Origin of the sequence: Enhydrobacter sp., from assembly GCA_025808875.1 — a bacterium.
Lineage (GTDB): Bacteria > Pseudomonadota > Alphaproteobacteria > Reyranellales > Reyranellaceae > Reyranella.
This window is the reverse complement of sequence record CP075528.1, coordinates 4,993,205-5,008,118: the sequence shown is the minus strand read 5'-3', so window position 1 is coordinate 5,008,118 and position 14,914 is coordinate 4,993,205. Positions and strand designations below refer to the sequence as shown.

General features: G+C 67.8%; 17 protein-coding genes. 10 read left to right on the top strand and 7 right to left on the bottom strand.

The genetic code is table 11. The features are described from left to right. Positions 1 to 42 precede the first annotated feature (42 nt). The 4 genes from KIT25_24840 to KIT25_24825 all read left to right on the top strand — a co-directional run bounded on the left by KIT25_24840 (position 43) and on the right by KIT25_24825 (position 4,455). Positions 43 to 2,157 (top strand): hypothetical protein, encoded by a 2,115-nt coding sequence (locus tag KIT25_24840; protein ID UYN95197.1) that lies wholly within the window; start codon positions 43 to 45, stop codon positions 2,155 to 2,157. Positions 2,158 to 2,267: 110 nt separating this feature from the next. Then, positions 2,268 to 2,984 carry a pirin family protein gene (locus KIT25_24835; protein ID UYN95196.1) on the top strand — a complete coding sequence of 239 codons (717 nt, stop codon included), beginning with the start codon at positions 2,268 to 2,270 and terminating at the stop codon, positions 2,982 to 2,984. A 149-nt stretch (positions 2,985 to 3,133) separates the two neighbouring features. After that, on the top strand, positions 3,134 to 3,907 hold the full coding sequence (locus KIT25_24830; GenBank protein UYN95195.1) for an SDR family oxidoreductase: 774 nt from the start codon (positions 3,134 to 3,136) through the stop codon (positions 3,905 to 3,907). A 26-nt stretch (positions 3,908 to 3,933) separates the two neighbouring features. Further along, the gene (locus KIT25_24825) at positions 3,934 to 4,455 is read left to right on the top strand and encodes a hypothetical protein (GenBank protein ID UYN95194.1); all 522 of its coding nucleotides are present in this window, start codon (positions 3,934 to 3,936) and stop codon (positions 4,453 to 4,455) included. A 32-nt stretch (positions 4,456 to 4,487) separates the two neighbouring features. Here KIT25_24825 and KIT25_24820 read toward each other — a convergent pair whose 3' ends face one another. Further along, positions 4,488 to 5,636, bottom strand: a complete 1,149-nt coding sequence (locus tag KIT25_24820; GenBank protein UYN95193.1) for a Rieske 2Fe-2S domain-containing protein — start codon at positions 5,634 to 5,636, stop codon at positions 4,488 to 4,490. Between the two features lie 10 nt (positions 5,637 to 5,646). Next, positions 5,647 to 6,402 (bottom strand): glucose 1-dehydrogenase, encoded by a 756-nt coding sequence (locus tag KIT25_24815; GenBank protein ID UYN95192.1) that lies wholly within the window; start codon positions 6,400 to 6,402, stop codon positions 5,647 to 5,649. A 74-nt stretch (positions 6,403 to 6,476) separates the two neighbouring features. Between KIT25_24815 and KIT25_24810 the strand changes: the two genes are divergently transcribed. Then, a complete protein-coding gene (locus tag KIT25_24810; protein UYN95191.1) occupies positions 6,477 to 7,073 on the top strand; it encodes a 2-hydroxychromene-2-carboxylate isomerase in 597 nt (198 codons plus the stop codon). Next, the gene (locus tag KIT25_24805; GenBank protein UYN95190.1) at positions 7,070 to 7,501 is read left to right on the top strand and encodes an OmpA family protein; all 432 of its coding nucleotides are present in this window, start codon (positions 7,070 to 7,072) and stop codon (positions 7,499 to 7,501) included. The genes KIT25_24810 and KIT25_24805 overlap by 4 nt, the downstream gene beginning before the upstream one ends. On the opposite strand, the gene KIT25_24800 is transcribed toward KIT25_24805, so the two are convergent. The 5 genes from KIT25_24800 to KIT25_24780 all read right to left on the bottom strand — a co-directional run bounded on the left by KIT25_24800 (position 7,502) and on the right by KIT25_24780 (position 11,684). Then, on the bottom strand, positions 7,502 to 8,479 hold the full coding sequence (locus KIT25_24800) for an NADPH:quinone oxidoreductase family protein (GenBank protein UYN95189.1): 978 nt from the start codon (positions 8,477 to 8,479) through the stop codon (positions 7,502 to 7,504). Positions 8,480 to 8,485: 6 nt separating this feature from the next. Next, positions 8,486 to 10,324, bottom strand: coding sequence for a carbamoyltransferase (locus KIT25_24795; GenBank protein ID UYN95188.1), 1,839 nt, complete (start codon positions 10,322 to 10,324; stop codon positions 8,486 to 8,488). 17 nt (positions 10,325 to 10,341) lie between these two features. Continuing rightward, entirely contained in the window at positions 10,342 to 10,494 is a 153-nt protein-coding gene (locus tag KIT25_24790) for a hypothetical protein (protein UYN95187.1), read from the bottom strand. A 20-nt stretch (positions 10,495 to 10,514) separates the two neighbouring features. After that, positions 10,515 to 10,946 (bottom strand): hypothetical protein, encoded by a 432-nt coding sequence (locus tag KIT25_24785; protein ID UYN95186.1) that lies wholly within the window; start codon positions 10,944 to 10,946, stop codon positions 10,515 to 10,517. 81 nt (positions 10,947 to 11,027) lie between these two features. Beyond that, on the bottom strand, positions 11,028 to 11,684 hold the full coding sequence (locus KIT25_24780) for a TetR/AcrR family transcriptional regulator (GenBank protein UYN95185.1): 657 nt from the start codon (positions 11,682 to 11,684) through the stop codon (positions 11,028 to 11,030). Positions 11,685 to 11,802: 118 nt separating this feature from the next. On the opposite strand from KIT25_24780, the gene KIT25_24775 reads away from it, so the two are divergent. The 4 genes from KIT25_24775 to arsC are packed head-to-tail and all read left to right on the top strand — an operon-like array spanning position 11,803 to position 14,913. Beyond that, positions 11,803 to 12,477: an HAD-IA family hydrolase gene (locus KIT25_24775; protein ID UYN95184.1), complete on the top strand. Its 675-nt coding sequence runs from the start codon at positions 11,803 to 11,805 to the stop codon at positions 12,475 to 12,477. Beyond that, a complete protein-coding gene (locus tag KIT25_24770; protein ID UYN95183.1) occupies positions 12,474 to 14,021 on the top strand; it encodes a methylmalonyl-CoA carboxyltransferase in 1,548 nt (515 codons plus the stop codon). Before KIT25_24775 ends, KIT25_24770 begins: the two co-directional genes overlap by 4 nt. Then, on the top strand, positions 14,009 to 14,566 hold the full coding sequence (locus KIT25_24765) for a RecX family transcriptional regulator (GenBank protein ID UYN98055.1): 558 nt from the start codon (positions 14,009 to 14,011) through the stop codon (positions 14,564 to 14,566). Before KIT25_24770 ends, KIT25_24765 begins: the two co-directional genes overlap by 13 nt. Next, positions 14,563 to 14,913: an arsenate reductase (glutaredoxin) gene (arsC, locus tag KIT25_24760; GenBank protein ID UYN95182.1), complete on the top strand. Its 351-nt coding sequence runs from the start codon at positions 14,563 to 14,565 to the stop codon at positions 14,911 to 14,913. The genes KIT25_24765 and arsC overlap by 4 nt, the downstream gene beginning before the upstream one ends. The last annotated feature ends 1 nt before the right edge of the window (position 14,914 follow it).

The following is a 14,914-nucleotide window of genomic DNA, read 5'->3' as shown; positions in this document are numbered from 1 at the left end:
TCCCCTTGGCGGATTCCGCCAAAGGGAGGAAAGGATCGAACGATGAACCCGACCTCGGCCGTCTCGATCGCGTTCGATCCGCTGCTGCCGTGGGGCGTGCTGGCGGCGCTGGGCGGCGTGGCGCTCTTGCTGGTGCTGCTCGGCCTGCGCGCCGGCGCGCGCGGCACGGCGTGGCGGTTCCTGTCGGTGCTGGTCGTGCTGGCGGCCCTCGCCAACCCGGCGCTGATCGAGGAGCAGCGCAAGCCGATCGCCGACGTGGCGCTGGTCGTGGTCGACGACAGCGATTCGATGGCGATCGGCGAGCGCCGCGCGCAGGTGCAGGCGGCGCGCGACGGGCTGAAGCGCAAGCTGGCGCAGCAGGACGGGCTCGAGGTGCGCGAGGTGGTGCTGCCGCCGGCGCAAATCCAGCTCGGCAGCGACCGGCCCGGCGGCACGCGGCTGATCGACACGATGCGCTCGGCGCTGGTCGAGGTGCCGCCCGAACGGCTCGCCGGCGTGGTGCTGCTGACCGACGGGCAGGTGCACGACGTGCCGGCGGCCGACGGCAAGGCCGGCCTGCCGCCGGAGCTGGGCAGCGCCCCCCTGCATGCCCTGATCGCCGGCCGCAAGAACGAGCGCGACCGGCTGATCGTGCTCGAACAGTCGCCGCGCTTCGGCGTCGTCGGCCGCGAGGTGATCGCCAGGTTCCGCATCGACGATCCGGCGGGCGGCACCGCGCCGGTGACGCTGTCGGTCGGCGGCGAGGTGACACGGCGGCTCGACGTCCCGGTCGGCCGCCCGGTCGAGCTGCCGATCACCGTCGCCAATCCCGGCGCCAACGTGGTCGAACTCGAGGTCGGCGCCGGCCCCAACGAACTCACGCTCGACAACAACCGCGCGCTCTTCACCATCAACGGCGTGCGCGACCGTCTGCGCGTGCTGCTGGTCTCGGGAGAGCCCTACCAGGGCGAGCGGGCGTGGCGGAACCTGCTGAAGAGCGACCCCGCCGTCGACCTCGTGCACTTCACCATCCTGCGCACGCCGCAGAAGGACGACTTCACGCCGGTGCGCGAGCTCAGCCTGATCGTGTTCCCGATGCGCGAGCTCTTCGAGCAGAAGCTCAAGGAGTTCGACCTCATCATCTTCGACCGCTACGAATCGGGCAACCTGATCACGCGCGACTACTTCCGCAACATCGCCGAGTACGTGCGCGGTGGCGGCGCGCTGCTGGTCTCCGTCGGACCGGTGTTCGCGACCCAGCGCTCGCTCTACCGCACGCCGCTCGGCGGCGTGCTGCCGGCGGCGCCGCTCGGCGACGTGCTCGAGACGCCCTTCAAGCCGAAGATCACCGACATCGGCCAGCGCCATCCCGTGACGGCCAACCTGCCGCAGGCCGGCGATCCGGGCCAGGAACCGCTGTGGGGCCGCTGGTTCCGCCTGGTCACGGCGCGCAGCGAGCAGGGCAACACCATCCTTTCCGGCGCCGAGGACCGGCCGCTGGTCGTGCTCGATCGCGTCGGCGAGGGCCGCGTCGCCCAGCTCATGTCGGATCATCTCTGGCTGTGGAACCGCGGCATCGACGGCGGCGGGCCGCAGCCCGAGCTGGTGCGGCGTGTGGCGCACTGGCTGATGAAGGAGCCCGACCTCGAGGAGGAGGCGCTGCGCGCCACCGCGGTCGGCGGCCGCATCGAGGTGACGCGGCGGACGCTTTCGACGACCTTCCCGCAGGTCACGATGACCGCGCCGGCGCCGCCGCAGGGCGAGGCGGCGACGCGCAGCCTCGAGCTGCGTCAGATCGCGCCGGGCCTCGGCCACGCCGTGGTCGACGTCGACAAGCCCGGCCTCTACCGCTTCACCGACGGCACGCTCAAGGCGGTGGCCGCCGTGGGCAGCCCCGATCCGCTCGAATTCTCCGACGTGCGCGCCACCGATGCGAAGCTGAAGCCGATCGTCGAGGCCTCCAACGGCGCGCTGCTGTGGCTCGCCGACCAGAACGATCCGGACATCCGCTCGACGCGGCCGGGCCGCGCCGCCGGCGGCTCGGACTGGATCGGCCTGCGTCGCAACGAGGGCTACACGGTGGCCGGCATCAACCAGCTGCCGCTGCTGCCCGGCCTCCTCGTGGCGCTCGCCTTCCTGCTGGCGATCTGCAGCGCGTGGTGGCGCGAGGGGCGTTAGTCTCATGGCCGGGCGCGCGCGACTCCGGTAGCGCGCGCCCCGCGCACCGTTACCAATCCGAAACTTGATCGAGGGTCGCCCGGCGCCATCTTGGGGGCCGAGAGGTAACCATGATCGAACGCAGACCCTTCGAGAAGCTGGGCAAGTCGGACCACGGCTGGCTCAACGCCAACTTCCATTTCTCCTTCGCCGAGTATCGCGATCCGTCGCGCGTGCATTGGGGCGCGCTGCGCGTGTGGAACAACGACCGCATCGCGCCGCAGTCGGGCTTCCCGCCGCACCCGCACCGCGACATGGAGATCGTGACCTATGTCATCAAGGGCGCGATCACGCACCAGGACCATCTCGGCAACGAGGGCCGCACCGAGGCCGGCCAGATCCAGGTGATGAGCGCGGGCCAGGGCATCCAGCACGCCGAGTACAACATGGAGCAGGACGAGACCGAGCTGTTCCAGATCTGGATCCTGCCCAACAAGCAGGGCGTGCCGGCCCGCTGGGAGACGGTGCAGTTCCCCGCCGAGGGGCGCGACGGCAGGCTGGTGCCGCTGGCGTCGGGCCGCGGTCATGACGGCGCGATCCCGCTCCACGCCGATGGCGCGCTCTATGCCGGCACCTTGAAGGCGGGGCAATCGATCCGCCAGGTGCTGGACGGCAAGCCGGCCTATCTCGTGCCGGCCAAGGGTCGCATCGAGGTGCTCGGCGCCGACGGCAAGGCCGTCACGGCCGACCGTCGCGACGGTGTCGCCGTGGTAGACGAGGCCGAGATCGAGCTGCGCGCCAGCGAGGACGCGGAGATCGTGCTGGTCGAGACCGACCGGCTGAACTGACCTCGACTGACGGCCGGTTTCATGTTTCATCCTCCTCTCCCCCGCCAGGGGGGAGAGGACGGGTGAGGGGGCGAGGCACGTCGATTCCCCCTCTCCTAGCCTCTCCCCCCTAACGGGGGAGAGGAAAAGAAGGAGAGAGGGAACTTCCGATGGCCTATCGCGGCTTCGATCTCACGGGCAAGGCGTCGCTGATCACCGGCGGCAACGGCGGCATCGGCTTCGGCATGGCCGACGCGCTGGCGGAGGCCGGCGCCGACGTCTGCATCTGGGGCACGCGCAAGGAGAAGAACGACGCGGCCCTCGAGAAGCTCAAGCGCCATGGACGCAAGGTGCATGCCCAGGTCGTCGATGTCGGCGACGAAAAGCAGGTCGAGGCCGCCTTCGCCGAGACGGTGAAGGTGCTGGGCAAGGTCGACAACTGCGTCGCCAATGCCGGCGTGTCGGGCCGCGGCAAGGGCTCGATCCTCGAGATGGACTACGAGGAGTGGCGCCGCGTCACGCGCGTCAACCTCGACGGCGTGTTCTTCACCTTCCGCGCCGCCGCCCGGCACATGGTCGAGCGCGGTCAGGGCGGGTCGCTGGTGGCGATGGCCAGCACCGCGGCCATCGAGGGCGCGGCGCGTTCCAGCCACTACGGCGCCAGCAAGGGCGGCGTCTGCGCCATGGTGCGCGCGCTGGCCGTCGAGCTGGCCCGCCACAGGATCACGGCCAACTCGATCCTGCCGGGCTGGATCGAGACCGAGATGACGGCCAACGCCGTCGCCAATCCGAAGTTCGCCGGCAACGTCCTGCCGCGCATCCCGCAGCGCCGCTGGGGCGTCGGTGCGGATTTCGGGCCGATCGCGGTCTACCTGGCGAGCGAAGCGACGCAGTACACGACGGGGCGCGACTTCGTCATCGATGGCGGCTATACGTTGTTCTAGACCTCGATCGACTGGGAGAGCCTGGAATGAAGAAGCTGTCGGCCGGCCTCGCGCTGGCATTGATGATCGCCGCCGCGCCCGCGCTGGCCCAGACGGCCAAGCCGGCCGCGCCCGCCAAGACCGCGGCCGCCGCGACCGACGACCGCTATGTCGGCTACTACTACCCCAAGCCGACCTCGACCGAGGTCTTCGAGACGGACATGCAGACCGTGCAGGGCGTCGATCGCGCCCAGCGCATCCAGTTCGTCACCGTCGTGTCGCAGGGCACGCTGCAATCGGCCTATCGCGTGCCGTACGCGGTGTTCGCCAAGGGCGACAAGGCCGACAAGATGATCATCGTCGGCCTGCAGGCGGGCGAGCTGAGCACGATCTATCGCATGCGCGCGCTGCTCGCCAACATGACGACCATGTCGCGCCTGTCGCCGTTCTTCCAGGAGCGCACGGTGGCCGAGGATGCGACCTTCTTCCATCTGCTGAAGCTGCTCGGCTTCCAGTCGGTCACCATCACCGACGGCGACAAGATCACCCATCAGGTGACGATCAAGTAAGGCGCGCACAAGCGCGCTCGGCAGCGGGCGTCCTACGCGATCGCCCGCGCGATCTCGTCGTGATACCAGCCGAGCGCCTTCTCGAACTTGCCGAAGGTCTGGACCTTGTTGGCGCCCGCGCGGAAATTGGCCTGGATGGAGGCGCCGACGGTGAAGTCCTCGTCGAGCGCGGCCAGGATCAGCTCCTGGTTCTTCTTCCAGTAGTCCTCCGGCTTCTTCGCCCGTTCCGCCGGGTCGACCAGCACCGACACGTTGATCAGCGATTCGTCCGGCGACACGGGAAAGCTGGTGAACACGCCGCAATGGTCCTCGGTGTAGGCCAGCACCGTGTTGGGGAAGAGGTTGTAGAGGATGACGGCGTGGTCGCGCAGCCGCCAGGTCTCGCGCGGCTGCGTCTCGACCTCGAGCAGCGACGGCTTGCAGACGGCGAAGCGCGAATGCCGGTCGCGCCGCTCGTAGCTCGTGATGTTGTCGAGGAAGAGCGGCGCCACGCTGGCCCCGTGCAGGTAGCGGAAGTGGTAGAGCTCGAGGAAGGTGTCGATCACCAGTTTCCAGTTCATGCGCGGGCGGATCGGCACGGTGCTGTGGACTTCCCAGCCCTGCATGTCCCACGACCTGAGATCGTTGGCGACGGGGCCGAGGAAAGAGTCCATGTCGATGTCGGCGCTCTGCCCCGGCTCCAGCATCCTCGGCACCACGAAGACCAGGCCGCAGCGCTCGGCGACGGCCAGCGGCCGGAGGCCGTGCGTCGCCTTGTCGACCTCGCCGAACCAGGCGCCGTCGGTGATGCCGACCAGCCGGCCCGTCAGGTCGTAGCTCCAGCCGTGATAGGGGCAGACGAAGGCACGCTTGTTCGATCCGCAGGGCTTCAGCTCGACGGTCGCGGTGCGATGCCGGCAGACATTGAGGAAGGCCCGCAGCCTGCCGTCGGTGCCGCGCGCCACCAGGATCGGCTGGCCGGTGTCGTTGCTGGTGATGAAGTCGCCCGGCCTGCGCAGCTGGGCAGAGAAGCCGACGACGATCGGATAGTTGCGGAAGATGATCGCCTTCTCGCGCTCCAGCCGCGCGGGATCGAAATACTCCTCGACCGGGGTGTAGCTCAGCTCGCCGTCGTCGCGTGCATTGGCACGCGCCATGGTGAACATGCGCTCGATGAAGGCGACCTGGTCCGCATGCTGCATGATCCCTCCGTCAGATGGCGTTCATGCCGCCGTCGATCACCAGCTCGGCGCCGGTGACGAAGCGAGATTCGTCGGAAATCAGATACAGGATACCGTAGGCGATGTCCTCCGGCGCGCCGAAATGGCCGATCGGAATGGTCTTGAGCGCCCGTTCCCGCGCCTTGTCGTTGGGCAGGATACCCTCGCCCATCGGCGTCATGATGATGCCCGGATGCACCGAGTTGCAGCGCACCTTGTAGCCCTTGCGGGCACAATCCATCGCGACGGTCTTGGTGAACTGGCGCACCGCGCCCTTGCTGGCGCCGTAGGCCGACAGCGCCGGCGTGCCGACGAAGGCGGCCAGCGAGGAGGTGTTGACGATCGATCCGCCGCCCGACCGGCGCATGGCCGGAACGGCGTACTTGCAGCCGAGGAACACGCCCTCGACATTGATCGACAGCATGCGCTTCCACTGCTCGACGGTCTCGGTCTCGAAGGTCGAGGGGAACGGCCCGGCGATCCCGGCATTGTTGACCAGCCCGTCGAGCCGGCCCTCGCGCGCCACGATGCCATCGACGATGCGCTTCCAATCGGCTTCGCGGGCCGTGTCGTGCGGCTCGAAGCGGGCCTTGCCACCAATTTGCTGGACCGTTTCCTGCCCGCCGGTCTCGTTGATGTCGCTGACGATCACCGCGGCGCCTTCCCGCGCAAGGATCGTGGCGGCGGCCCGACCGATGCCCGATCCGGCGCCCGTCACCAGTACCACCTTGCCCGCAACCCGGCTCATGCCTTCCGTCCCCGAACTTTCTTGAGCCGAGGCTAGAAGCGTCGCAGGCTCGCCACAAGCAAGGAGGCGCCGGCATGGCTCGCACACTGGAATTCTTCTTCGACTACGGCAGTCCCTACAGCTATCTGGCCGACACCCAGGTCGAGACCATCGCCAGGCGCACGGGGGCCACCCTGGTCCGCCGGCCGATGCTGCTCGGCGGCGTGTTCAAGGCGACCGGCAATGCCTCGCCCATGACGGTCGCGGCGAAGTCGCAATGGGCCGGCACGGACATGCCGCTGTGGGCGCGGTTCTACGGCGTGCCGTTCAACCGCAATCCGCACTTCCCGGTGAACACGCTGAACCTCATGCGCGGCGCGGCGGCGGCCGAGATCGACGGCGTCTTCGAGACGTATCATCCCGCCCTGTACCGGGCGATGTGGGTCGACGGCCGCAACCTCAACGACATGGCCGAGGTCGCCCGGGTGCTGACCGGGGCCGGTCTCGACGCCGGCACGTTCGGCAAGCGCGTCCAGGACCAGGACGTCAAGGACCGGCTGAAGGCCACGACCGACGAGGCGGTGTCGCGCGGCGTGTTCGGCGCGCCAACCGCCTTCGTCGGCGATAGGATGTTCTTCGGCAACGACCGGCTCCATTTCGTGGAACTGGCACTGAAGGGAGAACTGCCATGACGAGACTTGGACTCATCGCCATCGCCGGCCTGCTCGCCGCCGCGGCACCCGCGTTCGGACAGACCGTCGGCTCGTGCCAGCGCGGCGCGTCGATCGGCCCGAACACGCCGTGGGTCCTGTTCGATCTCGGCAGTGCGGCGTTGCGCGCGGAAGCCCGGCCGATCATCGCCGAGGCCGTGAAGCAGGCGAAGGCCACCCAGGCGGTGAGCGTCTGCCTGGTCGGCCACACCGACAAGCTGGGCGACAAGGCCATGAACGCCAAGCTCGCCGAAGCGCGGGCGCGCTCCGTCGCCACGGAGATGGTGAAGCTCGGCTATCCGGCGAAGAACATCGTGATCGCCGCCGATCCCGAGGCCTTCGGCAATTTGAGCTTCGGCGGCAGCAACGCCTCGGAGAAGGACCGCCGCGTCTCGATCCTGATCAAGTAGTCAGGCGATCTCGATCACGGCCTTGCCGACCACCTGGCGGTCGATCAGGGCGCGATAGGCCTCGGCGGCGCGCTCCATCGGCACGCGATGCGAGATGTGCGGGCGCATCACGCCGAGCGCCGCGAGCTTCGGCAACTCGGCGTAGCTGTAGCCCAGGCGGGGCTGGCGCCGCAGCGTCTCTCCGGCGCGCACGCCCAGGATGCTGAGCCCCTTTATGAGAACGTGGTTCGACATCAGCCGGCTCGGCCCGCCCGAGGTGAAGCCGACGACCAACAGCCGCGCGCCGTAGCCCGCCGCCCGCATCGACTTCTCGAGCACCTCGCCGCCGACCGGATCGTAGACGACGTCGCAACCCTTGCCGCCGGTGATCTCCTTCACGGCGGCGACGAAATCGGAGGTGCGGTAGTTGACGACGAGGTCGGCGCCCCTGGCGCGCACGACGGCGAGCCGCTCGTCGTCGCCTCCGGTCGCGACGACCGTCGCGCCAAGATGCTTGCCGAGCTGCACCGCGGCCAGGCCGACCCCGCCGGCGGCGCCGTGCACCAGCAGCACCTCGCCGCTCTTCAGCGCGGCACGGTGGACGAGGGAGTGATAGGCGGTCTGCGCACCCACGCGGAAGCCGGCGCCCTCGGCGAAGCTCCAGTCGTCGGGCAGGCGGATCGGCCGGCTCGCCGCCGGGATCTTCACGTACTCGGCGAAGGCGCCGGGCCGCACGCCGAAGATCACCCGGTCGCCGACGCGCCACTCCATGACCTCTCGTCCGACCGCCGCGACGGTGCCCGCGCCTTCCATGCCGGGGATGAACGGCAGCTCGGGCTTGTGCTGGTAGCCCGCGCTCAGCATCAGCACGTCGGGGAAGTTGACGCTGGCCGCGCCGACCTTGACCAGGATGTCGGCGTCGCCGGGAACGGGAACCGGCCGCTGTTCGATCTTGAGGACGGACGGATCGCCGAGCCGATCGACGACGAGGGCTCGCATCGCGCGCTAGTCGAGCTCGAAGGCGTTCTTGTAGTCGAGCTTCAGTGCCGGATCCTGCTCTTCCTTGAGCAGGAAGCAGTTGCCGACGACCAGCACCTCGATCTCGCTGCCCATGAAACAGCGGAAGGCGTCCTCGGGCGTGCAGACGATGGGCTCGCCGCGCACGTTGAACGACGTGTTCACCAGCACCGAGCAACCGGTCTTGGCCTTGAAGGCGGCCAGCAGTTCATGGAAGTCGGGGTTGGTTTCCTTGTGCACCGTCTGGATGCGCGCGGAGTAGTCGACGTGCGTGACCGCCGGGATGTCCGAGCGCGGCACGTTGAGCTTGTCGATGCCGAACAGCGCCTGTTCCTCGGCCGTCATGGCGCGACGGCGATCCTCGTTCACCGGCGCCACCATCAGCATGTAGGGGCTGTCGGTCGCGATGTCGAAATATTCGCCCAGATCCTCGCGCAGCACCGCCGGCGCGAACGGCCGAAAGGATTCGCGGTACTTCACCTTGAGGTTCAGGGTCTTCTGCATGGAGGGCGAACGGGCGTCGCCCAGGATCGAGCGGGCGCCGAGCGAGCGCGGGCCGAACTCCATGCGGCCCTGCATCCAGCCGACGGCCTTCGCATCGGCCAGCGCCTGGGCCGTCCGATCGATCATCTCGTGGCGGCTCAGCCGGGCGAATTTCGCGCCGGCCCTGGTCAGCCGCTCGGCGATCTCGTCATCCTCGTACTTCGGCCCGAGATAGGAGCCCGCCATGCCGTCCATGTGGCCGTTGAGCTGGCGCGGCTGGCCGAGGAAACCGTGATAGGCGGCGAATGCCGCGCCCACCGCGCCGCCGGCGTCGCCGGCCGCGGGCTGCACCCAGATGCCGTCGAAGATGTTCTCGCGCAGGAGCTTGCCGTTGGCGACGCAGTTCAGCGCCACGCCGCCGGCCAGGCAGATGTTCTTCGCCCCGGTTTCCTTCTTCACCGAGCGACCCAGCCGCAGCACGATCTCCTCGGTGACGGCCTGCACCGAGGCGGCGAGATCCATGTGCTTCTGCGCCAGCAGCTCCTTGTCGGGCTTGCGCGCCGGTCCGCCGAACAGGTCGGCGAACTTGTCGTTGGTCATGCGCAGGCCGGTGCAGTAATCGAAGTAGCTCTGGTCGAGCCGGAAGGTGCCGTCGTCCTTCAGGTCGACGATCTTGTCGAGGATCAGGTCCTTGTACTTCGGCTCGCCATAGGGCGCGAGGCCCATGACCTTGTACTCGCCCGAGTTGACCTTGAAGCCGGTGTAGTAGGTGAAGGCCGAGTAGAGCAGGCCGAGCGAGTGCGGGAAGTGAATCTCGCGCAGCATCTCGAGCTTGTTGCCCTGGCCCCAGCCGAGCGACGTCGTCGCCCACTCGCCGACCCCGTCCATGCACAGGATCGCCGCCTCCTCGTAGGGCGACGGGAAAAAGGCGGAGGCGGCATGGCTCTGGTGATGCTCGCCGAACAGCAGCCGGGTGTTCCAGTCGAAGTCGGGCTGCCACTTCTTCATCTCGTCGCGCAACAGGGTCTTCTGGAAGAGCTTCTCCTTGAGCCACAGCGGCATGGCCATGCGGAACGAGGTGAAGCCGCGTGGCGCGTAGGCGAGATAGGTTTCGAGCAGGCGCTCGAACTTGAGGAACGGCTTGTCGTAGAAGGCGACGTAGTCGACGTCCGCCAGCTTGATGCCGGCGGTATCGAGGCAATACTGGACGGCATTCTGCGGGAAGCCCGAATCGTGCTTCTTGCGGGTGAAGCGCTCTTCCTGCGCCGCACCCACCAGGCGCCCATCCTCGATCAACGCGGCGGCGCTGTCGTGATAGAAGGCCGAGATTCCGAGGACCCGCATGGATTCCCGCGCTCCGTCTAGAACAGCGTGTAGATGAACGGCGCGATCGCCGAGCCCTTGGTGAGCACGATCAGGCCGCCGAAGATCACCATCATGATGAGGATCGGCAACAGCCAGAACTTCTTGCGCTCCCGCATGAAGGCCCAGAGTTCGACGATGATGGAGCCCATTGCTTCAGGTCCTTTCGGAATCAGAACTGGTTTTTCATGGATTGCGGCGGCGGGCCCGGCGGCGTGCGCACGATCCAGTAGCTCGAGGCGTTGCGATCGAGCTTGAGGCGCAGGAAGTCCTTGCCGAAGGCGCGCATCACGAGACCGATCGGCATGATGGTGACGAAGAACAGCAGGCCGAGAATCAGCGGGTTCATCACCTTGTAGAGCAGCAGGCCGAACTTCAGCCACAGCCGGTTGAGCGGTGCGAGCAGCTTCGGATGGACCAGCGCCACCACCAGGAAAGCCGCCGCCAGAGGCAGCGACCAGTGCCAGGTCGTACCGCTGCGCCACAGGGATATGGCGGTCACGATGCCGAACACGCCGGCAAACACGTAGCCGAAGCCGCGGTCGGAACCGCCTTCGACGTGTTCCTCGCGCGAGAAGTCCTCGTGAAGCTGACCGGGCGCCATTTCCGTACGGGTAAAAGCCTCTGACAGGGGGCTTTAACTCTCCGATTGGCGACCTTTAGTCAAATGGCGACAGGCCGACCGCTATTTCACCGCGCTCGCTGCCAGACCGTGCTCCATCAGGGCGGTAAGCGTGCGCCGCCAGACGGCGACGGCACGTTCCAGGCCGAGACCGTCGCGCCGACGCAGGACCACCCAGGCGTCGAGCGACAGGGCCGCGCCGACGGCATCGGCCAGCTCCTCGCGGGTCTCAGGCCCCAGGGCGGCGAATTCCGGCGCGAAGACCTCGAGCGCGGTCTCCCGCAGCTGTTGCTTGAGGAAGCGCGAGCGGTCGACGAGGGCCGGATGGCTCGGGAAATGGCCAGCCGCGACCCGCAGCGGCACGATGCGATCGAACACCTCGGCCAGATTCCGCACGACCGTATCGATACGCTCTGCCAGGGGACCCGTGGCCGGGGGCGGCGGCGGTACGACGATGTCATCCTTGACGCTGTCGACCACAGTTACGAAAAGTGACTCAACATCTCCGAAGTGCTGGAAGACCGAGCGGACCGAGACGTCGGCCCGCCGGGCCACACCGACGACCGTCGGCGCTTCGCTGGTCTCGGCGATCATGGCCTTGGCGGCCTCGATGATCTTTCTCCGGGTCTCGGCCGCCCTTCGATTGCGGCCGTCGCTCGGAACGGTAGTGCTCATCTGCGCCACGGCATCGCCGCGCGGGAGAACCGCTGCTTCAGTCATTTCTGCTTCCCAAACGGAGTGAAGGCTGTCGGGTGGTCAAGTCGAAGCCCGTCGCCTATGGAGGGCGTGAAATAAGATCGGACTAGGGCAGGAACAAGGTAAAGACGGTCGCAGGACCATGAATCTGAGCAATGCAGAATCTCCCCTCGCCGTACTCTGGGATTTCGGTGGCGTGATCCTGACGAGCCCGTTCGAGGCGTTCCGCCGCTACGAGAAGGAAGCCGGCCTGCCCGAAGATTTCATCCGGGGCCTCAATGCGCGCAATCCCGACACCAATGCCTGGGCCCGGATGGAACGAAGTGAAGTCTCGCGGGCGGAGTTCGTCGATCTCTTCCAGGAGGAGGCCCGCGTGCAGGGCCACACGCTCGACGGGTGGCGCGTCCTCCAGGCGATCAGCGGCGACATTCGGCCGCAGATGGTCGAGGCGTTGCGCCGGTGCAAGCAGGCTTTTCGGGTCGCCTGCATCACCAACAACATGAAGTCTGGCGAAGGCCCGTCGATGGCGCGCACGCCGGACCAGGCCAAGGCCGTCGCCGATGTCATGGCGCTGTTCGAGCACGTCGTGGAATCGAGCAGGCTCGGCTGGCGCAAGCCCGATCCGCGCATCTATCGGCATGCCTGTGACCTTTTGGGGGTCGCACCCGAGCGCTGCGCCTATCTCGACGACCTCGGCATCAACCTCAAGCCCGCACGCGCGATGGGCATGCGCACCATCAAGGTCGGCGATCCGGACGCGGCGATCGGCGAGCTCGAGGCGATCGTCGGCATTCCCTTGAGAGGACGGACGGCATGAGCTGGCAACCGGAGATCGACGATCTGCGGCGGCGCGAGGAGATGGCGCGCCGCATGGGCGGGCCGGACAAGATCAAGCGCCAGCACGATGGCGGCAAGCTCACGGTGCGCGAGCGCATCGAGCGGCTGCTCGACAAGGACTCATTCCACGAAATCGGCGCCATCGCCGGCAAGGCCGAGTACGACGACCAGGGCAACCTCATCGACTTCATGGCGTCCAATTTCGTGATGGGCCGCGGCCGCATCGACGGCCGCACCGTCGCAGTCGGCGCCGACGACTTCACGGTGCGCGGCGGCGCCGCCGACGCCTCGATCCACGAAAAGCAGGTCGTATCGGAACAGATGGCCGGGGAGCTCGGCATTCCCATGGTGCGCCTGGTCGACGGCACGGGCGGCGGCGGCTCGGTGAAGAGCTACGAAATGACCGGCTTCACCTACGTGCCGCGCAACCCCGGCTGGGAACATGTCGTCGACAATCTCTCCAGGGTTCCCGTGGTGGCGCTCGGACTGGGTTCCGTCGCCGGCCTCGGATCCGCGCGCCTCGTCACCTCGCACTATTCGCTGATGGTGAAAGGCATCTCGCAGATGTTCGTCGCCGGCCCGCCGGTCGTGGCGCGGCTCGGCGAGAAGGTCACCAAGGAGGAGCTCGGCGGCACGGACATCCACACCCGCAACGGCGCGGTCGACGACGAGGTCGACAGCGAGGACGAAGCGTTCGCGCGCGTCAGGCGCTTTCTTTCCTACCTGCCCTCGTCGATCGACGGCCTGGCCGAGCGGCAACCGACCAACGACGATCCCAACCGTCGCGAGGCAGCCCTGCTGGGGGCGATCCCGCGCGATCGCCGCAAGGTCTATCGCATCAGGCCCATCGTCGAGGCCTGCGTCGACCGCGGCACGTTCTTCGAGATCGGCAAGATGTGGGGTCGATCCGTCGTGACCGGCCTTGCGCGCCTCGACGGCTGGCCAGTGGCGGTGCTGGCGAGCGACCCGTTCTTCTATGGTGGCGGCTGGACCAGCGACGCCAGCCACAAGGTGATCCGCTTCGTCGACTTCGCGGAAACCTTCCATCTGCCGGTGGTGCACTTCGTCGACATCCCCGGCTTCGTGATCGGCGTGGCGGGCGAAAGGGCGGCCACCATCCGCCATGGCGCCCGCGCACTCGCCGCCGTCTACCAGAGCAGGGCGCCGTGGTGCTCGCTGCTCCTGCGCAAGGCGTTCGGCGTGGCGGGTGCCGCCCACCAGAACTGGCAGAAGTACAATTTCCGCTATGCCTGGCCATCGGGCGACTGGGGATCCCTGCCGCTCGAGGGTGGCATCGAGGCCGCCTACAAGGCCGAGCTTGCCGCTGCGGCCGATCCGGCCGCGCATCTCGCCGCCATCGAGGCACGCCTCAACAAGGTGCGCTCGCCCTTCCGTACCGCCGAGCGCTTCGGCGTCGAGGAGATCGTCGATCCGCGCGACACCCGCCGCCTGCTCTGCGAGTTCGCCAATCTCACCGCGCCTATGCGCAAGGCCGGGCCGCGGAGCTTCGGATATCGTCCGTGAGGAAGGTCGCCCGGCCGATCACCGCAAGGTATCTGGAAAACGCCGCTTCGTTCTATCTCGAGCGCTATCCGGCGACGGCCGAGGGGTTGAAGCGCGTTCTCGGCAGGCGCGTGCGCCGGGCCAGGATGCTCGAGGCACCGATCATCGCCGACGTGCAGCGCGTGATCGACGGCATCGTGGCCAGGTACGTCCAGTCCGGCGTGATCGACGACAAGGCCTTCGCCCAGACCAAGGCACGATCACTTCATCGCCGCGGTGCCTCGACCAAGGCGACGCGCCAGAAACTCCGTCTGGCCGGCATCGACGCCGACACACTCGACGAGGCGCTGGCCGGCCTCGACCGCGAACTCGATCTCGATCCCCGCCAGCGCGAATGGCAGGCCGCCCTCGCCCTGGCACGCCGGCGGCGCCTCGGACCATTCCGGCAAGAGGATCGAGAGGGATACCGCGATCGCGACCTTGCGGTCATGGGGCGCGCCGGTTTCGCCTACGACCTCGCCCGCAGGGTGATCGACGCGAAGGAACGCGATATCATCGATCCATGACCGTGACGATCTGGCACAATCCCCGCTGCAGCAAGTCGCGGCAGACCCTCGACCTGCTGCGTAGCAAGGGCATCGACCCTGCGATTAGGGAGTATCTCAAGGCACCCCCCAGCAGAGCCGAGATCGAAAGGCTGATCGAGCTGGTCGGTGGCGAACCGGCGGCGCTGGTGCGCGACGGCGAGCCGGAGTTCAAGAAGCTCGGCCAGAAGAAGGGGGAGCTTTCGAAGGCCGACATCGTCAGGGCGATCGCCGCCCATCCCGTCCTGCTGCAGCGACCGATCGTGGTGTCGGGCAAGCGTGCCGCCATCGGCCGGCCGCCGGAAGCGGTGCTGCCGCTCTTGAAGTGAC